This is a genomic window from Pseudomonas sp. Y24-6 (assembly GCF_020295325.1).
GTDB classification, from domain to species: Bacteria; Pseudomonadota; Gammaproteobacteria; order Pseudomonadales; family Pseudomonadaceae; genus Aquipseudomonas; species Aquipseudomonas gregormendelii.
In genome coordinates this window covers 465,484-484,650 of the sequence record NZ_JACBXG010000002.1, presented here as the reverse complement: position 1 = coordinate 484,650, position 19,167 = coordinate 465,484, and the positions used below count along the sequence as shown (strand labels likewise).

Genomic DNA, 19,167 nt, shown 5'->3' with positions numbered 1-19,167 from the left:
GAGTGACTGGATGAAAATCATCATCCTCGGCGCGGGGCAGGTAGGTGGTTCGCTGGCCGAGCACCTGGCCAGCGAAGCCAATGACATCACTGTGGTCGACACCGACAGCGAACGTCTGCGTGACCTCGGTGACCGCCTGGACATCCGCACCGTGCAAGGCCGCGGCTCATTGCCCACGGTGCTGCGGCAAGCGGGCGCGGACGACGCCGACATGCTGGTGGCGGTGACCAACAGCGACGAAACCAACATGGTCGCGTGCCAGGTGGCCCACACCCTGTTCCACACCCCGACCAAGATCGCCCGGGTACGTGAAGCGGCATACCTCACCCGCTCCGAGTTGTTTGACAATGAAGCGATCCCGGTCGACGTGCTGATCAGCCCGGAACAAGTGGTGACCAACTACATCAAGCGCCTGATTCAACACCCGGGCGCGCTACAGGTCATCGACTTCGCCGAAGGCAAAGCGCAATTGGTGGCGGTGAAGGCCTATTACGGCGGGCCGCTGGTGGGACAGCAACTTCGCCAGTTGCGCGAACACATGCCAAATGTCGAAACCCGCGTCGCGGCGATCTTTCGCCGGGACCGCCCGATCCTGCCCCAGGGCGACACCGTGATCGAAGCGGACGACGAAGTGTTTTTCATCGCCGCCAAAGCGAATATCCGCGCGGTGATGAGCGAAATGCGCCGCCTGGATGAAACCTACAAACGCATTGTGATTGCCGGGGGCGGGCAGATCGGCGAGCGCCTGGCCGAGGCGATCGAAAGCCGCTACCAGGTCAAGATCATCGAGATGAACCCGATACGCTGCCGGCACCTGTCGGATACCCTGGACAGTACCGTGGTGCTGCAGGGCAGCGCTTCGGACCGTGATCTGCTGCTGGAAGAAAACATAGCCGACGCCGACCTGTTCCTGGCTCTGACCAACGACGATGAAGCCAACATCATGTCTTCGCTGCTGGCTAAACGCCTGGGCGCGAAGAAGGTGATGACGATCATCAACAATCCGGCCTATGTCGATCTGATCCAGGGCGGCGACATCGATATCGCCATCAGTCCGCAGCTCGCAACCATCGGCACCTTGCTCGCCCACGTGCGCCGCGGCGACATCGTCAGCGTGCACTCATTGCGCCGGGGTGCGGCCGAAGCGATCGAAGCGATTGCCCACGGCGATGAGAAATCAAGCAAGGTGATCGGCAAGGCCATCGAGAACATTGGCCTGCCACCGGGCACGACCATTGGTGCGATCATCCGCGATGAAGAAGTGATCATTGCCCATGACGACACAGTGATCGAGGCGGGGGACCATGTGATCCTGTTCCTTGTGGATAAAAAGCATATCCGGGATGTGGAGAAGCTGTTCCATGTGGGGTTGAGCTTCTTCTAAGCCAGTTTGGTGGCGAGTTCATTGGCCTCATCGCGGGTAAGCCTTGCTCCCGCAGGCAATCTCATGATCACAAATCAATCAGAGGGTAATCCATGCTCGAATCCCTGGAAAAAATGCTCGTCAAGGGTGTGGATAACGCATTGCTGCGCTTCGGCCTGGGTAAGGGTTACCTGGATCTTGGGGAAAACGCAAAGGCGGCCGAGCATTTCCAGCGCTGTGTAGCGTTTGATCCGAAGTATTCGGCGGCCTGGAAGCTATTGGGCAAGGCGTATCTGGCGCAGGCTGACTTCGCAGCCGCCCGCCATGCCTGGGACATGGGCCTGGAGGCTGCCCGGGCCCATGGCGACAAGCAGGCGGAAAAAGAAATGACCGTATTCCTGAAGAAACTAGACCGCCACCCGTAGGAGCTGGCGCAGCCTGCGATCTTTTGACCTTTTCAAATCAAAAAATCGCAGGCTGTGCCAACTTCTGCGGGGGTATAGAACCTCAGTACCAGCGCTCTTCGCCCGGCGGACGCTTCTTGAAGCGTTTCATGCTCCACATGTATTGGCTTGGATACGCACCGACATAACGCTCCACCACCTTGCTCATCGCCGCGCAGGACGTCTCGGTGTCGGTGCTGTACATCGCATCAGGCGCTGCTTCGAGTATCACTTTGTAACCCGAACCGTCCGGCAGCCGCAGTGCATGCAGGAAGACGCCGACGGCTTTGCCGCCGGCCAGCATGTTTGGCACAAACTTGCTGGTCAGGGCCTGGGTGGCGAAAAACGGCACGAAAATCCCGGCAGACTCTGCCGGCTCAGGGTCCGCAGGAATACCCACTGCGCCACCTTTGCGTACCTCCTTGATCACGCTGAGAATGCCTTCCTTGGTGGAAGCCGCGACTCGGTTGCCCAGTTGTACTCGCTGTTTGCGCAGTAAATCATCCACCGCCTTCAACTTCGGTGGTCGGTAGAAAATGATCGGCTTGCACTGGCTGCAATAGAAATGGTTCAGCACTTCCCAGTTGCCCAAGTGACTGGTAATGCCCACAACGCCCTTGCCCGAAGCCAGGGCGTCCTTCAGCACGTCCAGACCTTCGACTTCACGCACCAGGTCGATCGAACGCTGCGCCGGCCAGATCCACGCGCAGGCACTCTCGGTCAGCGATTTGCCGATGTCCCGCAGGCTGCGACCCACCAGCTGTTCACGCTCGGCCGGGTCCATCTCGGGGAAACACTTGGCCAGGTTGATCCGCACCACATCGCGCGAGCGGTTGGGGGTTTTCCACATCACCCAGCCGATGGCCGAGCCGACAGCCTGCACGGCGCGCCACGGAAGCAGGGCAAACAACCGCAGAGCGCCTACCAGCAAGGCGCCTTTAAACTTATCCACAGGTCACTCCTGATCTTGTGCTGTGTGCGAGGCGGCCATTCTAACCGCCGTTCGCCAAGGTCGCGTAACGATCGCAATCGCGGGTGTGGTCCATGACCATGCCCGACGCCTGCATCAGCGCGTAACAGATGGTGGGCCCGACGAAGGTGAACCCGGCTTTTTTCAGGCCCTTGCTCATTTCTACCGCCACGGGCGTCACGGCTGGCACTTCGCTGCGGTCCTTGAAATGATTGATCACCGGCGTTCCGCCGACAAACGACCAGAGGAACGCAACCGGATCCTCCAGCGCCAGCCAGGCCTGGGCATTACGGCGGGCCGCGTTGAGTTTCAGTCGATTGCGGATTATGCCGGGATCGAGCATCAATTCATCGATTTCCGCGTCGCTCATTTGCGCCACACGCTGCACATCGAAGCCAAACAGCACTTCGCGATAACGCTCGCGTTTGCGCAACACGGTGATCCAGGAAAGACCGGCCTGGAACCCTTCGAGCAAAAGCAACTCGAAGAGTCCCTGCGCATCGCGAAGCGGCGCGCCCCACTCCTGATCGTGATAAGCCATGTACAGCGGATCTTCGGAACACCAAAAGCAGCGTGGCATAAGGCTCCAGGGGGCGTGCGCAGGACCGAATCGGGTATACTCCCGCTCTTTAAATCGCAGCCCAAGAAACAGGTGAATTTCGTGAGCCAGCCTACGCCAGCCGTGCGTACCTTCCAAGACTTGATCCTCGCCCTCCAGCAATACTGGGCCGAGCAAGGTTGTGTGGTACTTCAGCCCTACGATATGGAAGTAGGCGCCGGCACTTTCCACACTGCCACATTCCTGCGCGCCATTGGCCCGGAAACCTGGAACGCCGCTTATGTGCAGCCCAGTCGTCGCCCGACTGACGGCCGCTACGGCGAAAACCCGAACCGCCTGCAGCACTACTACCAGTTCCAGGTAGTGCTGAAGCCGAACCCGGACAACTTCCAGGAACTGTACCTGGGCTCCCTCAAGCACGTTGGCCTGGACCCACTGGTCCATGACATTCGCTTCGTCGAAGACAACTGGGAGTCGCCAACGCTGGGCGCCTGGGGCCTGGGCTGGGAAGTGTGGCTCAACGGCATGGAAGTGACGCAGTTCACTTACTTCCAGCAGGCGGGCGGCATCGAGTGCTACCCGGTGACCGGCGAGATCACTTACGGTCTCGAGCGCCTGGCCATGTACCTGCAAGGCGTGGACTCGGTCTACGACCTGGTCTGGGCAGACGGCCCGATGGGCAAAGTCACCTACGGCGACGTGTTCCACCAGAACGAAGTCGAGCAGTCGACCTACAACTTCGAACACGCCAACGTCGAGAAGCTGTTCGAGCTGTTCGACTTCTACGAAAGCGAAGCCAAGCGTCTGATCGAACTCGACCAGCCGTTGCCGTTGCCTAGCTACGAAATGGTGTTGAAGGCGTCCCACACTTTCAACCTGCTGGATGCGCGCCGGGCAATCTCCGTGACTGCGCGTCAGCAATACATTCTGCGTGTACGCACCCTGGCGCGTTCCGTTGCGCAAGCCTACCTGCTGGCTCGCGCCAAGCTGGGCTTCCCGATGGCGACCCCGGATTTGCGTGACGAAGTACTGGCCAAGCTGGAGGCTGCACAATGAGTGCTCTGGATTTTCTGGTTGAACTGGGCACCGAAGAACTGCCACCCAAAGCGCTGAACGCTTTGGCGGATGCCTTTCTTGCCGGTATCGACAAGGGTCTGCAAGCTGCCGGCCTGAATTACGAGACCAAAACTGTCTACGCCGCGCCACGTCGCCTGGCGGTACTGATCACTTCGCTGGCTACCCAGCAGCCTGATCGCAGCATCAACCTCGATGGCCCGCCACGCCAGGCCGCTTTTGATGCCGAAGGTAACCCGACTCAGGCCGCCCTGGGCTTCGCCAAGAAGTGCGGCGTCGACTTGAGCGAAATCGATCAAAGCGGCCCGAAACTGCGCTACAGCCAGAGCATCGCCGGCAAACCGACCGCGAGCCTGCTGCCGACCATCGTCGAAGACTCGCTGAACGACCTGCCGATTCCCAAGCGCATGCGCTGGGGCGCTCGCAAGGAAGAATTCGTGCGTCCGACCCAGTGGCTGGTAATGCTGCTCGGTGACCAGGTCATCGACTGCACCATCCTTGCCCAGAAGTCCGGCCGCGATTCCCGTGGTCACCGCTTCCATCACCCGCAAAGCGTGCGCATCACCTCGCCAGCCAATTACCTGGCCGACCTGCGTGCAGCCTACGTGCTGGCCGATGCCCATGAGCGTCGCGCCCTGATCAGCAAGCGCACCGAAGAACTGGCGACCCTGCAGGAAGGTACTGCGATCGTACCGCCAGCCCTGCTCGACGAGGTGACCGCGCTGGTTGAATGGCCGGTGCCGCTGGTGTGCTCGTTCGAGGAACGCTTCCTCGAAGTGCCACAGGAAGCCCTGATCACCACCATGCAGGACAACCAGAAGTACTTCTGCCTGCTGGATGCCGACGGCAAGTTGCTGCCCCGTTTCATCACCGTGGCCAACATCGAAAGCAAAGACCCGCAGCAGATCATCGCCGGTAACGAGAAAGTGGTTCGTCCACGCCTGACCGACGCCGAGTTCTTCTTCAAGCAGGACAAGAAGCAGAAACTCGAAGATTTCAACCTGCGCCTGCAGAACGTGGTGTTCCAGGAGAAGCTGGGCAGCGTCTACGACAAGGCCGAGCGCGTTTCCAAACTGGCTGCGTTCATCGCTCAACGCATCGGCGGCAACGCTGCATGGGCGGCCCGCGCAGGCCTGCTGTCCAAGTGCGACCTGTCGACCGAAATGGTCGGTGAGTTCCCCGAGATGCAAGGTGTCGCCGGGTACTACTACGCCCTCAACGACGGCGAGCCGGAAGAAGTCGCCCTGGCGCTGAACGAGCAGTACATGCCGCGCGGTGCCGGTGCCGAACTGCCGACCACGATGACCGGTGCGGCCGTTGCCATCGCCGACAAGCTCGACACCCTGGTAGGCATCTTCGGGATCGGCATGCTGCCGACCGGCAGCAAAGACCCCTATGCCCTGCGTCGTGCAGCACTGGGTGTGTTGCGCATCCTGATCGACAAGAAGCTCGACCTCGACCTGAATGACGCCGTGGCTTTCGCCGTGAATGCATTTGGCACCAAGGTCAAGGTTGCCGGCCTGAATGACTCGGTGCTGGAGTTCATCTTCGATCGTCTGCGTGCCCGTTACGAGGACGAAGGCGTGGATGTCGCGACCTACCTGTCGGTGCGCGCCCTGAAACCAGGTTCTGCACTGGACTTCGATCAGCGCGTGCAAGCCGTCCAGGCGTTCCGTCAGTTGCCGGAAGCTGCAGCACTGGCCGCGGTGAACAAGCGCGTGTCGAACCTGCTGAGCAAGGTCGAAGGCTCGGTCCCGACCGTCGTCGAAGCCAAGTACTTCGATAATGCCAACGAGTTCTCCCTGTATTCGGCGATTCAGCAGGCGGATCAGGCTGTCCAGCCGATGGCTGCGGCGCGTCAGTACAGCGAGTCCCTGGCTCGTCTGGCCGCCTTGCGCGAGCCGGTGGATGCATTCTTCGAAGCCGTAATGGTCAACGCCGATGACGCCAATGTGCGCGCCAACCGTTATGCGTTGCTGGCGCGTCTGCGTGGATTGTTCCTCGGCGTTGCCGATATTTCGTTGCTGGGCTGAGGGACTGCTGTTGAAACTGCTGATTCTTGATCGGGACGGGGTGATCAACCATGACTGCGACGCTTACATCAAGTCGGTGGAGGAGTGGATTCCACTCCCCGGTTCGATCGAGGCCATCGCGCAGTTGAGCAAGGCCGGCTGGACGGTAGCAGTCGCCACCAACCAGTCGGGCATTGCTCGCGGCTATTACGACATCGCCACCCTGGACGCCATGCACGAGCGCTTGCGCTCGCTGGTGGCGCAGCAGGGCGGTGAAGTCGGGCTGATCGTCTATTGTCCGCACGGGCCGGACGACGGTTGCAACTGCCGCAAGCCAAAACCCGGGATGTTGCAAAGCATCGCCGCTCATTACAACGTGTCGCTGACAAATCTATGGTTCGTCGGCGATAGTCTTGGTGACCTGGAAGCCGCCAAAGCCGTCGATTCTCAGCCCGTTTTGGTAAAGACCGGGAAGGGCGAAAAAACGCTGGGCAAGACTCTGCCGGTGGGGACCTTGATTTTTGACGATCTGGCGGCGATTGCCGCAGAACTTATCCACAACTAGAGCGTTTTCGATATTCCTGAACCAGGATTGATCGGGAGTGCGCTTTGTATAGACGGGCACAGCCCGCACGGTAAACGTCGCCATGTCGATACTGCAGGCCATCAGAACCTTCCTTTTTTATCTGTTGCTGGGCACCAGCTCTCTGCTTTGGTGCAGCCTGAGCTTTTTTATCGCGCCTTTTCTGCCGTTCAAGGCGCGCTATCGTTTCATTAACGTGTACTGGTGCCGCTGCGCGCTGTGGCTGAGCAAAGTGTTCCTGGGCATCAGTTATGAAGTCAAAGGCGCGCAGAACGTACCTGACCAGCCTTGCGTGGTTCAGTCGAACCACCAGAGCACCTGGGAAACATTTTTTCTCTCGGCGTATTTCGAACCCTTGAGCCAGGTGCTCAAACGCTCGCTGCTGTTTGTGCCGTTTTTCGGCTGGGCGATGGCCATGCTGCGGCCTATTGCGATTGATCGTGACAACCCGAAAGCCGCCCTCAAGCATGTGGCCAAGAAAGGCGATGAATTGCTCAAGGACGGCGTCTGGGTGCTGATTTTCCCTGAAGGCACTCGTGTGCCTTACGGCACCATCGGCAAGTTTTCCCGAGGTGGCACCGCATTGGCTGTAAATGCTGCCCTGCCGGTACTGCCTATTGCGCACAATGCCGGTAAATTTTGGCCGAAATCCGGCTGGGCCAAGAAGCAGGGCGTCATCACTGTCATCATCGGCGAGCCGATGTATGCAGCAGGAACCGGGCCTCGCGCCATTGCTGAATTGAACGACCGGGTCCAGGCCTGGAACGAGCAGATGCAGCGGCAAATGGGTTCGTTGCCACCCGCACCCCAGGCACCCGCGGCAAGCGATCAACTGGTTGTCTGAGATTCTGTGGATAAGCTGTGTACCGTTTCCCGGAAAACGTCCTGAATACGATCGTAACTTACTGATTTATATATATATTTATTAATGGCTGAATATCCGTAAAAAGGTGCATAAGTTTTTTTTGGATGTAAAAAAACCGGCTGATATAGCCGGTTTTTTTATGAGCGAAATTCGTCGGTTCTGAGCACCTTGCGAAACAAAAAGGCCAACGCAAGCGTTGGCCTTTTTGTCTGGCTGGGTTATCTACACTGGATCAGAAGTCCAGATTCGAAACCGCCAAGGCATTGCTCTCGATGAAGTCACGGCGAGGCTCGACCGCATCACCCATCAGGGTGTTGAAGATCTGGTCCGCGCCAATGGCGTCTTCGATGGTCACCTTCAGCATACGGCGCTGCGCAGGGTCCATGGTGGTTTCCCACAGCTGATCCGGGTTCATCTCGCCCAGACCTTTGTATCGCTGAATGGTGTGCCGCTTGGTGCTTTCGGCCATCAGCCATTCAAGCGCTTCCTTGAACTCGGTGACGGCCTTCTTGCGTTCGCCACGCTGGATATACGCGCCTTCGTCCAGCAGAGTGCTCAACTGAGCGCCCAGGGAGACCACGGTCTTGTAATCGTTGCTGCCGAAGAAGTCGCGGTTGAACGTCACGTAGTTCGACAAACCGTGGGAGATCAGCTCGACCTCAGGCAGCCAAACGTTACGTTCACGGTCTTCACGCAGGCTGGCCTTATAGACCAGACCCGACTTCTCAACGGTACGCAGGCGAACTTCGAACTTGGCCAACCACTCCTGCATGGCTGCATGATCGGACAGTTGCTCCATGCTGACTGCAGGCAGGTAGATGAAGTGCTCGGTCAGCTCCTGAGGATACAGGCGCGACAGACGCTTGAGGGTCTTCATCACCAGGCGGAAATCATTCACCAGGCGCTCAAGGGCTTCACCAGAGATACCCGGTGCCTCTTCATTCAGGTGCAGGCTGGCATCTTCCAGGGCCGATTGCGTCATGTATTCTTCCATGGCGTCATCGTCTTTGATGTACTGCTCTTGCTTGCCTTTCTTGACCTTGTACAGCGGCGGCTGGGCGATGTAGATGTAGCCACGCTCGATCAGCTCGGGCAACTGACGGAAGAAGAAGGTCAGCAGCAAGGTACGGATGTGCGAACCGTCGACGTCAGCATCGGTCATGATGATGATGTTGTGATAACGCAGTTTCTCAATGTTGTACTCGTCACGACCGATGCCGCAGCCGAGCGCCGTGATCAAGGTGCCTACTTCCTGCGAAGAGATCATCTTGTCAAAGCGGGCTTTCTCAACGTTGAGAATCTTGCCCTTCAACGGCAGGATGGCCTGGGTACGACGATTACGTCCCTGCTTGGCGGAGCCGCCAGCAGAGTCACCTTCCACGAGATACAGTTCGGAAAGGGCAGGGTCTTTTTCCTGGCAGTCAGCCAGTTTGCCCGGCAGGCCGGCGATATCCAGCGCGCCCTTGCGACGGGTCATCTCACGGGCTTTACGTGCTGCTTCACGAGCACGGGCGGCGTCGATCATCTTGCCGACGACCAGCTTGGCTTCGTTCGGGTTTTCCAGCAGGAAGTCGGAGAAGTACTTGCCCATTTCCTGTTCGACAGCGGTCTTCACTTCGGAAGAAACCAGCTTGTCCTTGGTCTGGGAGCTGAATTTCGGATCCGGGACTTTCACCGAAATGATCGCGGTCAGGCCTTCGCGCGCATCGTCACCTGTAGTGGCAACTTTGTGCTTCTTCGCCAAGCCCTCGGCTTCGATGTAAGTGTTCAGGTTACGCGTCAACGCCGAACGGAAACCCACCAGGTGAGTACCGCCGTCGCGCTGTGGAATGTTGTTGGTGAAGCACAACAGGTTCTCGTTGAAGCTGTCGTTCCACTGCAGGGCGATTTCTACACCAATGCCATCTTCACGTTGGATGTTGAAGTGGAACACCTGGTTGACCGCAGTCTTGTTGGTGTTCAGGTATTCAACGAACGCGCGCAGGCCGCCTTCATATTTGAACAGCTCTTCCTTGCCGCTACGCTCATCCTTTAGGACGATGCCAACACCGGAGTTCAGGAACGACAGTTCACGAATCCGCTTGGCCAGGATGTCCCAGCTGAAGTGGATATTCTTGAAAGTCAGGTCGGAAGGCTTGAAGTGGATCTGGGTGCCAGTAGTTTCACTCTCGCCAACGATTTTCATCGGCTCTTTCGGAACGCCGTGGATATAGGTCTGTTCCCAGATCTTGCCACTGCGTCGTACTGTCAGGATAAGCTCTTCGGACAGAGCGTTCACCACCGACACACCTACACCGTGCAGACCGCCGGATACCTTGTAGGAGTTATCGTCGAACTTACCGCCGGCGTGCAGCACGGTCATGATGACCTCGGCTGCAGAAACGCCTTCTTCCTTGTGCACGTCAACCGGGATGCCACGGCCGTTGTCGCGAACGGTGATGGATTCATCCGGGTGAATAATAATGCTGATGTCGTCGCAGTGGCCGGCTAGAGCTTCGTCGATCGAGTTATCGACCACCTCGAACACCATGTGGTGCAGACCGCTGCCATCGTCGGTGTCACCAATGTACATACCGGGACGTTTGCGTACGGCATCCAGGCCTTTCAGCACTTTAATGCTCGTTGAGTCGTACGTATTTTCTTCGCTCAATGCCTTCACTCCCGATGGTCGTGGGTCTGGGTGATACGGCCCTGTTCCACGTGGAACAAAGCGACTGGCGTTTCCGTCTGCCAGCCTTCCCTCAATAATTCATGATCTACACAGGTGATAAATACCTGGCAGCGTAAGTCTTCCAACAAGCGGCAAAGCGCGCGGCGGTGGTGCTCATCCAATTCGGACGGCAGGTCATCCACCAGATAAATACACTGGCCGCGACGGGCTTGGCTGACCAAGTGCCCCTGGGCAATGCGCAATGCACAAACCACCAGCTTCTGCTGACCGCGGGACAAGATGTCCGCGGCGTTATGTGCGCCCAATCTGAGACGCAAATCAGCGCGTTGTGGTCCGGCCTGGGTATGGCCCATTTGCTGATCCCGTTGCACGGAACCGGCGAGCACTGCACTCAGTTCGCGGTCTTTGTCCCAGCCTCTGTAATAGCTGAGCGTCAAACCTTCAAGCTCAACCAACTCACTCAGGGTTTGTTCAAAGACTGGTTTCAGGGCTTTGATATAGGCGCGACGGTATTCATCGATTTCCGCGCTGGCCTGGCACAGTTCCCTGTCCCAAACCGCTTGCGAAACGGCGTCAAGTGTACCATGCCGCAGCCAAGAGTTTCTCTGGCGCAGGGCCTTCTGCAACCGTTGCCAGGTGGACATGAATCGTGGTTCCACGTGGAACACACCCCAGTCGAGGAACTGCCGACGAATCTTCGGCGCGCCTTCGAGCAGGCGGAAGCTGTCAGGGTTGATCAGCTGCAAAGGGAGGATCTCGGCCAGCTGGGCGGCGCTACGAGCGTTTTGTCCATCAATGCGGATCTGGAACTCACCCTGACGGTCGCGCGAGACCCCCAGCGCGCTATGGCCGCCCTCGGCTAGCTCGACTTGACCGAATACGGTGCACGCCAGCTGCTCGTACTGAATAACGGGGAGCAGCCGGGTGCTCCGAAACGAACGGGCCAGGCCCAGCAGATGGATGGCTTCCAACACGCTGGTCTTACCGCTGCCGTTGGCGCCGTAGAGAATATTGATTCGAGGGGAGGGGGAGATGGTCACCGGGTGCAGATTGCGCACCGCGGTGACCGAGACGCGACTTAATGACATCTAGCTTCTGCTGAGCATGATTACAGACGCATCGGCATGACAACGTAGGCCGAGTCGTCGTTGTCGGACTCCTGCACCAGCGCGCTGCTGTTGGAGTCGGACAGAATGAGGCGAACCTGCTCAGTGGTCATCACGCCCAGCACGTCGAGCAAATAGCTGACGTTGAAGCCGATTTCCAGCGAGCCCCCGTTGTACTCAACGCCCACTTCTTCCTCTGCCTCTTCCTGCTCAGGGTTGTTGGCCTGAATCTTCAGCTGACCATTGGCCAGCTGCAGGCGGATGCCACGATACTTTTCGTTGGACAAAATCGCAGTGCGGCTGAAAGCTTCACGCAGTGCCTGACGATCGCCGAGAACCAGCTTGTCACCCCCTTTAGGCAGGACACGCTCGTAATCGGGGAATTTGCCGTCTACCAGTTTGGAGGTGAAGGTGAACTCACCTGTGGTAGCACGAATGTGGTGCTGGCCCAACACGATGCTGACGATGCCATCCGGCTCGGTGAGAAGACGCGCCAGTTCAAGGATGCCCTTGCGTGGCACGATCACCTGGTGACGATCCGGTTGACCGATATCCGCCTGCATCGAGCACATCGCCAGACGGTGGCCGTCGGTGGCCACAGCGCGGATGATTCCGGCCGACACTTCCAGAAGCATGCCATTGAGGTAATAGCGCACATCTTGCTGGGCCATGGCGAAGCTGGTGCGCTCGATCAGACGACGCAACTTGCTTTGCTCCAGGCTGCACGTCAGCGAACCTGGGCCTTCCTCAACAGTCGGGAAATCATTGGCTGGCAGCGTCGAGAGGGTAAAGCGGCTACGACCGGCCTTCACCACGAGCTTTTGCTCGTCGACCTTGATATCAATCAGCGCGTCATTCGGCAGGCTCTTGCAGATGTCCATCAACTTGCGCGCAGGCACAGTGATGGAACCCGGGTCTGCTGGCTCTTCGAGCTGTACACGACCGACCAGCTCGACTTCCAGGTCGGTACCGGTCAGCGACAGTTGCTGGCCTTCGACAACCAGCAGCACGTTGGAAAGCACCGGCAAGGTCTGTCGGCGTTCGACGACGCCTGCGACCAGTTGCAGGGGTTTCAACAGGGCTTCGCGTTGAATGGTGAAATGCATGGTCTAGTCCCTTGCCTTAATAAGCTGCGCTGGTGTCATCAAGTGGTCAGTGTACGCAGCAGGTTCTTGTAGTCCTCGCGGATGTCCGCGTCGGATTCCTTAAGTTCGTTGATCTTGCGGCAGGCGTGCAAAACCGTCGTATGGTCACGGCCGCCAAACACATCGCCGATTTCCGGCAGGCTGTGGTTGGTCAGCTCCTTGGACAATGCCATGGCCACCTGACGCGGACGTGCCACCGAGCGAGAACGACGCTTGGACAGCAGGTCGGAGATCTTGATCTTGTAGTACTCGGCGACCGTGCGCTGAATGTTATCCACAGAGACCAGTTTGTCTTGTAGCGCCAACAGATCCTTCAGGGATTCGCGGATCAACTCAATGGTGATATCGCGCCCCATGAAGTGCGAGTGGGCGATCACGCGTTTAAGCGCGCCTTCCAGTTCTCGCACGTTGGAGCGAATGCGCTGGGCAATGAAGAACGCCGCGTCGTGTGGCAGATCAACCTTGGCCTGATCGGCCTTCTTCATCAGGATCGCGACACGGGTTTCCAGTTCCGGCGGTTCGACTGCAACCGTCAGGCCCCAGCCGAAACGGGATTTCAGGCGTTCTTCAAGGCCTTCGATTTCTTTCGGATAGCGGTCACTGGTGAGAATGACCTGCTGGCCACCTTCGAGCAAAGCGTTGAAGGTGTGGAAAAACTCTTCCTGAGAACGTTCCTTGCGGGCGAAGAATTGAATGTCATCGATCAACAGCGCATCCACCGAACGGTAAAAGCGCTTGAATTCGTTGATCGCATTCAGCTGCAACGCCTTGACCATGTCGGCCACGAAACGCTCGGAATGCAGGTACACGACCTTCGCATTCGGATTCTTCTTTAACAGGTGGTTACCCACAGCGTGCATCAAGTGGGTCTTACCCAAGCCAACGCCACCATAAAGGAAGAGCGGGTTGTAGCCATGCTTGGGGTTGTCCGCAACCTGCCAGGCCGCAGCGCGAGCGAGTTGGTTGGACTTGCCCTCGACGAAGTTCTCGAAGGTAAACGTGCGGTTCAGGTAGCTGGTGTGCTTGAGCGCACCTTCGACCTGCACCGTGCGCTGTTCAGCGCGAATCGGGGCCTGTTGCGAACTGGCACCGGCCATCGGGTCGAAACTGTCCCGGGACGGTTCTTCGCTGACATCGGCAATTTTTTGCGTCGAGCGTTTGGTCTGCTGCGGGGCAGCTGGCGCTGGTGCACTCACCGGAGCCTGTGCGGCCTGAGCCTGGGAAGCGGCGGCGGCCAGCGGAGCATTGGGTGCCGCCCGCGGCGCCGAACTGCGTTTGCTGCCTATTAATAAGGACAGCGCCGGCATCGAGCCATTGCCATGCTCATCCAGCAGCTCAAGAACACGACTCAGATACTTTTCGTTGACCCAGTCGAGAACAAAACGATTCGGCGCGTAGACACGCAGCTCGTCGCCTTCGGCTTCGACCTGTAGTGGACGGATCCAAGTGTTGAATTGTTGGGCAGGCAGCTCATCGCGCAAAAGCTCCACGCACTGCTGCCAAAGTTCCACTGACACGGATATCCCCTAAGTTGAAAGCCGGTGAGGCAAAAACAAGCGGCCATTGTAACGATCAGGCGCCGACTTATCCACACGAAGGTTGTTCATCCACCAAGAAGAATCAACGCTTTATAGGGAAAAAAGGCGACCAATGGTCTGTGCATAAGCTCTGTGGATAACCGGGGTTAAGGTCATTGCACAAGTAGGGGGGAAACTCGGTGGATAACCTACCTGTGGATAAACATGCCTTTCACCCACAGCTTATCCGACAGCGCAGCACAGGCTGACCACCGTTTACCACGGTAGTTGTCATTCTCTGTACACCGCGTTTTACCTGGCCCCAAGGCAGTTATCCACAGAAAAGTGCCTGCCTAGCTTTTATAAGCTTTACAAAAAAGCTTTAAATACTTTCCTTCTTTATTTCTATATCTACAGGTTGGTCAGGCACCGGGAATCGCCAGCAGATCTATTTATAAGGAAACGCTGGTTGGAAATTGACCTAGAGGCTTGCTTTCTCTAGAATCCCCGGTCTCTTAAAACGGGGGCCATTCCGGCCCGTTGTGGACGAACCAGGTAACACGACAATGAAACGTACTTTCCAACCAAGCACTATCAAACGCGCTCGTACCCACGGTTTCCGTGCTCGCATGGCTACCAAAAACGGTCGCGCCGTCCTGTCGCGTCGTCGCGCCAAAGGTCGTGCGCGTCTGGCAGTTTGATAATCCGGCACTGGAGGTGAGTCAGGACTTCAGTCGGGAGAAGCGTTTGCTTACCCCCCGGCATTTCAAGGCAGTCTTTGACTCCCCTACCGGCAAGGTTCCGGGGAAAAATCTCCTGCTCCTTGCGCGCAATAACGATCTTGATCACCCCCGTCTCGGGCTGGTTATCGGGAAAAAGAGCGTAAAGCTCTCCGTCGAGCGCAATCGCCTCAAACGTCTGATGCGCGAATCGTTCCGTCTGCACCAGGAATCACTGGTCGGTTGGGACATTGTTATCGTCGCGCGCAAAGGTTTGGGTGACGTAGAAAACCCCGAATTGATTCAGCATTTCGGCAAACTCTGGAAGCGTCTGGCACGCAGCACGCCAGTACCAGCAGTCAAAACCGAAACTGTAGGGGTAGACAGTCCCGATGCGTAAACTGGCACTCGTTCCGATCCAGTTTTATCGCTATGCCATTAGTCCTCTGATGGCCAGTCACTGTCGCTTCTACCCCAGTTGTTCCTGCTACGCGTATGAAGCCATAGAAAATCATGGCCTTCTGCGCGGTGGCTGGCTGACCTTTCGTCGTTTAGGTCGCTGTCATCCGTGGAATCCCGGTGGTTATGACCCGGTTCCATCTATCCCTACCTCCCGTTCTTCTTCGATGGCCGAGTAATCATGGATATCAAACGCACGATCCTGATCGTCGCCCTGGCAATCGTGGCCTACGTTATGGTCCTTAAATGGAACCAGGACTACGGTCAAACTGCCCTGCCGACTCAGAATGTTGCTTCCAGTACTACCGCACCGGGCCTACCGGATACGGCGACTGGCAATAATGCTTCTGTCAGTGACGACATTCCGCGCGCCCCAAGCGATACCAGTGCAACTGCTCCTGCTGAAACTCCGGTAGCGGCAAGCAAAGACCTCATCCGCATCAAAACGGATGTGCTCGACCTGGCAGTCGATCCACAGGGTGGTGACGTTGCCCAACTGACACTGCCGCTGTATCCACGTCGCCAGGACCATCCGGAAATTCCGTTCCAGTTGTTCGACAACGGCAATGAGCGCACTTATCTGGCTCAAAGTGGTTTGATCGGCACCAACGGTCCGGACGCGAACCCGGCCGGTCGTCCGGTTTACTCCTCGGAGAAGAAGGTTTACCAGCTGGCTGATGGCCAGGACCAAATGGTCGTGGACCTGAAGTTCAGCAAGGACGGCGTCAATTACATCAAGCGTTTCACCGTGAAACGTGGCCTGTATGACGTAACCGTTTCGTATCTGATCGACAACGAGAGCGCTCAACCCTGGTCTGGCGCGATGTTTGCCCAACTCAAGCGTGACGCCAGCGGTGACCCATCCTCGACTACGGCCACCGGTACTGCCACTTATCTGGGCGCTGCCCTGTGGACAAGTAACGAGCCGTACAAGAAAGTGTCCATGAAAGACATGGACAAGGCCCAGCTGAAGGAAACAGTCAGTGGTGGTTGGGTTGCCTGGTTGCAGCATTACTTCGTAACAGCTTGGATTCCGGCGAAAGGCGAAAACAACGTCGTTCAGACCCGTAAAGACAGCAAAGGCAACTACATCATCGGCTTCACCGGTCCGGCAATTACTGTTGCGCCAGGTGCCAAAGCTGAAACCAGTGCGGTTCTCTACGCAGGTCCGAAAAGCCAGGCTGTGCTGAAAGAGTTGTCCCCAGGCCTGGAACTGACCGTCGACTACGGCATCCTGTGGTTCATTGCCCAGCCAATTTTCTGGCTGTTGCAACATATCCACGCGTTGGTCGGTAACTGGGGTTGGTCGATTATCTTCCTGACCATGCTGATCAAGGGGATCTTCTTTCCACTTTCGGCTGCCAGCTACAAATCCATGGCACGTATGCGTGCAGTGGCACCGAAACTGGCCGCGCTGAAAGAGCAACATGGCGACGACCGGCAGAAAATGTCGCAAGCCATGATGGAGCTGTACAAGAAAGAGAAGATCAATCCGCTGGGTGGTTGCTTGCCAATCCTCGTGCAGATGCCGGTTTTCCTTTCCCTGTACTGGGTTCTGCTGGAAAGCGTGGAAATGCGCCAGGCGCCGTTCATGCTGTGGATTACTGACCTGTCCATCAAGGATCCGTTCTTCATTCTGCCGATCATCATGGGCGCAACCATGTTCATCCAGCAGCAGTTGAACCCGACTCCACCGGATCCGATGCAGGCCAAGGTGATGAAGCTGATGCCAATCATCTTCACCTTCTTCTTCCTGTGGTTCCCGGCTGGTCTGGTGCTGTATTGGGTAGTCAACAACTGCCTGTCCATCGCCCAACAGTGGTACATCACGCGTAAAGTCGAAGCGGCTACTAAAGCAGCTGCCTGATTTACACTGTGGATAACCACTCAGAACGCCCCCTAGTGGGGCGTTTTGCTATCTGTCATTTTTGTCTGGATATCGGTTTATGAGCGTTCCTCGTGAAACCATCGCCGCTGTCGCAACTGCACAAGGTCGCGGTGGCGTGGGCATCGTGCGCATTTCGGGGCCACTGGCCAATGTTGCTGCCAAAGCCTTCAGCGGCCGCGAACTGAAACCCCGATATGCCCACTACGGACCTTTCCTCGACGGCAACGAAGAGGTGCTGGACCAGGGACTGGCCCTGTATTTCCCGGGCCCGAATTCGTTCACCGGCGAGGATGTGCTGGAACTTCAGGGCCACGGCGGCCCGGTCGTCCTGGACATGTTGCTCAAGCGCTGCCTGGAACTGGGGTGTCGTCTGGCTCGCCCGGGCGAGTTCAGCGAACGGGCATTCCTCAACGACAAACTCGATCTGGCCCAGGCCGAAGCTATCGCTGACCTGATCGAAGCCAGTTCCGCACAGGCAGCGCGAAATGCGCTGCGTTCCCTGCAGGGAGCTTTTTCCCAGCGGGTGCATAACCTAACCGAGCAGTTGATTGGCCTGCGGATCTACGTTGAAGCGGCCATCGACTTCCCGGAGGAGGAAATCGACTTCCTCGCCGATGGCCATGTCCTGAGCATGCTCGACAAAGTGCGAGACGAGTTATCCACAGTACTGCGTGAGGCCGGGCAGGGTGCCTTGCTGCGCGACGGCATGACCGTAGTCATTGCCGGTCGACCGAATGCCGGTAAATCCAGCCTGCTGAATGCCCTGGCGGGTCGCGAGGCTGCGATTGTCACCGAGATTGCCGGTACTACCCGGGACATTCTTCGCGAACATATCCACATCGATGGCATGCCGCTTCATGTAGTCGATACGGCCGGTCTGCGGGATACCGATGATCATGTGGAGAAAATCGGAGTGGAAAGGGCGTTGAAGGCCATTAGCGAAGCGGATCGGGTGCTGCTGGTAGTCGATGCCACCGCACCGGAAGCGCTTGATCCGTTTGCCTTATGGCCCGAATTCCTCGAAGTGCGCCCGGACCCGGCCAAGGTCACATTGATCCGCAACAAGGCTGACCTGACAGGCGAAGCCATTGCACTGGAAGTCAGCGAGGATGGCCATGTCACTATCAGCCTGAGTGCAAAGTCCGCCGGCGCCGGCCTGGAACTGCTGCGAGATCACCTCAAGGCGTGCATGGGCTACGAGCAAACTTCTGAAAGCAGCTTCAGTGCCCGTCGACGCCACCTTGAGGCGTTACGCCATGCCAGCGCATCCCTCGAGCACGGCCGCGCGCAACTGACACTGGCAGGTGCCGGGGAGTTGCTGGCCGAGGATCTGCGACAGGCGCAGCATTCCCTGGGAGAAATCACCGGTGCGTTCAGCTCCGATGATTTACTGGGGCGGATATTTTCGAGTTTTTGTATCGGCAAATAAAAAAAGGGCTGCGGATAACTTATCCACAGCCACTTTTTTGAAAAAATTATTTACCGGTTCGAATTTGGATCGCTTCGTGCGGACACAGCTCCATGAGATTCGTTTAAAGCCTTCCTCCCATCGCGAATGGGACAGCGAACGCCAGGAGTATCAAGCCGATGCCATATGCTTGATGGCGAACAACATTATGCTGTGGAACACTCTCTACATAGCGGCAGCCGTGGAACGGTTAAAACCGCACGGCTACCCAGTGCTAGACTGAGATCTGGCTCGTTTATCGCCGCTGATTCGAGCGCTCTAATATATTGCCGCGGTACAATTTCGCATCGCGAAGCTAGGGCCGCCACTGCGAAATCCAGGCAAT

18 protein-coding genes are annotated in these 19,167 nt (G+C 57.5%); 12 read left to right on the top strand and 6 right to left on the bottom strand.

Going from position 1 to position 19,167, the window contains the following annotated elements:
• Positions 1-10: 10 nt before the first annotated feature.
• Positions 11-1,384 carry a Trk system potassium transporter TrkA gene (trkA, locus tag HYI44_RS05945; protein WP_045061227.1) on the top strand — a complete coding sequence of 458 codons (1,374 nt, stop codon included), beginning with the start codon at positions 11-13 and terminating at the stop codon, positions 1,382-1,384.
• Positions 1,385-1,476: 92 nt separating this feature from the next.
• Positions 1,477-1,788: a tetratricopeptide repeat protein gene (locus tag HYI44_RS05940; RefSeq protein WP_225568944.1), complete on the top strand. Its 312-nt coding sequence runs from the start codon at positions 1,477-1,479 to the stop codon at positions 1,786-1,788.
• Positions 1,789-1,870: 82 nt separating this feature from the next.
• On the opposite strand, the gene HYI44_RS05935 is transcribed toward HYI44_RS05940, so the two are convergent.
• A complete protein-coding gene (locus tag HYI44_RS05935; protein WP_045061229.1) occupies positions 1,871-2,758 on the bottom strand; it encodes a lysophospholipid acyltransferase in 888 nt (295 codons plus the stop codon).
• 40 nt (positions 2,759-2,798) lie between these two features.
• A complete protein-coding gene (gene tag, locus HYI44_RS05930; protein WP_045061230.1) occupies positions 2,799-3,356 on the bottom strand; it encodes a DNA-3-methyladenine glycosylase I in 558 nt (185 codons plus the stop codon).
• A gap of 81 nt (positions 3,357-3,437) precedes the next feature.
• On the opposite strand from tag, the gene glyQ reads away from it, so the two are divergent.
• The 4 genes from glyQ (at position 3,438) to HYI44_RS05910 (ending at position 7,848) form a co-directional block, all read left to right on the top strand.
• Positions 3,438-4,391, top strand: coding sequence for a glycine--tRNA ligase subunit alpha (gene glyQ / locus HYI44_RS05925; protein ID WP_008155694.1), 954 nt, complete (start codon positions 3,438-3,440; stop codon positions 4,389-4,391).
• Positions 4,388-6,442: a glycine--tRNA ligase subunit beta gene (glyS, locus tag HYI44_RS05920; protein WP_122840911.1), complete on the top strand. Its 2,055-nt coding sequence runs from the start codon at positions 4,388-4,390 to the stop codon at positions 6,440-6,442. The genes glyQ and glyS overlap by 4 nt, the downstream gene beginning before the upstream one ends.
• A 4-nt stretch (positions 6,443-6,446) precedes the next feature.
• A complete protein-coding gene (gene gmhB / locus HYI44_RS05915; protein ID WP_225568991.1) occupies positions 6,447-6,986 on the top strand; it encodes a D-glycero-beta-D-manno-heptose 1,7-bisphosphate 7-phosphatase in 540 nt (179 codons plus the stop codon).
• Positions 6,987-7,068: 82 nt separating this feature from the next.
• A complete protein-coding gene (locus HYI44_RS05910) occupies positions 7,069-7,848 on the top strand; it encodes a lysophospholipid acyltransferase family protein (protein ID WP_225568943.1) in 780 nt (259 codons plus the stop codon).
• A gap of 253 nt (positions 7,849-8,101) precedes the next feature.
• Here the strand turns inward: HYI44_RS05910 and gyrB are convergent, their stop codons facing one another.
• The 4 genes from gyrB to dnaA are packed head-to-tail and all read right to left on the bottom strand — an operon-like array spanning position 8,102 to position 14,308.
• On the bottom strand, positions 8,102-10,519 hold the full coding sequence (gyrB, locus tag HYI44_RS05905; RefSeq protein ID WP_122841277.1) for a DNA topoisomerase (ATP-hydrolyzing) subunit B: 2,418 nt from the start codon (positions 10,517-10,519) through the stop codon (positions 8,102-8,104).
• A gap of 5 nt (positions 10,520-10,524) precedes the next feature.
• Complete coding sequence (recF, locus tag HYI44_RS05900; RefSeq protein ID WP_225568942.1) at positions 10,525-11,628, bottom strand: DNA replication/repair protein RecF; 1,104 nt, start codon at positions 11,626-11,628, stop codon at positions 10,525-10,527.
• A gap of 20 nt (positions 11,629-11,648) precedes the next feature.
• Positions 11,649-12,752, bottom strand: a complete 1,104-nt coding sequence (dnaN, locus tag HYI44_RS05895; RefSeq protein WP_007948106.1) for a DNA polymerase III subunit beta — start codon at positions 12,750-12,752, stop codon at positions 11,649-11,651.
• 38 nt (positions 12,753-12,790) lie between these two features.
• The gene (gene dnaA, locus HYI44_RS05890; protein WP_225568941.1) at positions 12,791-14,308 is read right to left on the bottom strand and encodes a chromosomal replication initiator protein DnaA; all 1,518 of its coding nucleotides are present in this window, start codon (positions 14,306-14,308) and stop codon (positions 12,791-12,793) included.
• A gap of 566 nt (positions 14,309-14,874) precedes the next feature.
• On the opposite strand from dnaA, the gene rpmH reads away from it, so the two are divergent.
• The 6 genes from rpmH (at position 14,875) to HYI44_RS29360 (ending at position 19,065) form a co-directional block, all read left to right on the top strand.
• Entirely contained in the window at positions 14,875-15,009 is a 135-nt protein-coding gene (gene rpmH, locus HYI44_RS05885; protein ID WP_003213577.1) for a 50S ribosomal protein L34, read from the top strand.
• Positions 15,010-15,025: 16 nt separating this feature from the next.
• Complete coding sequence (gene rnpA, locus HYI44_RS05880) at positions 15,026-15,427, top strand: ribonuclease P protein component (RefSeq protein WP_045061255.1); 402 nt, start codon at positions 15,026-15,028, stop codon at positions 15,425-15,427.
• Complete coding sequence (yidD, locus tag HYI44_RS05875) at positions 15,420-15,665, top strand: membrane protein insertion efficiency factor YidD (RefSeq protein WP_052966011.1); 246 nt, start codon at positions 15,420-15,422, stop codon at positions 15,663-15,665. Before rnpA ends, yidD begins: the two co-directional genes overlap by 8 nt.
• Positions 15,666-15,667: 2 nt before the next feature.
• Positions 15,668-17,353 (top strand): membrane protein insertase YidC, encoded by a 1,686-nt coding sequence (gene yidC, locus HYI44_RS05870; RefSeq protein WP_122840916.1) that lies wholly within the window; start codon positions 15,668-15,670, stop codon positions 17,351-17,353.
• Positions 17,354-17,432: 79 nt separating this feature from the next.
• The gene (gene mnmE, locus HYI44_RS05865) at positions 17,433-18,803 is read left to right on the top strand and encodes a tRNA uridine-5-carboxymethylaminomethyl(34) synthesis GTPase MnmE (RefSeq protein ID WP_225568940.1); all 1,371 of its coding nucleotides are present in this window, start codon (positions 17,433-17,435) and stop codon (positions 18,801-18,803) included.
• Positions 18,757-19,065: a transposase gene (locus HYI44_RS29360; RefSeq protein ID WP_225568939.1), complete on the top strand. Its 309-nt coding sequence runs from the start codon at positions 18,757-18,759 to the stop codon at positions 19,063-19,065. Before mnmE ends, HYI44_RS29360 begins: the two co-directional genes overlap by 47 nt.
• The last annotated feature ends 102 nt before the right edge of the window (positions 19,066-19,167 follow it).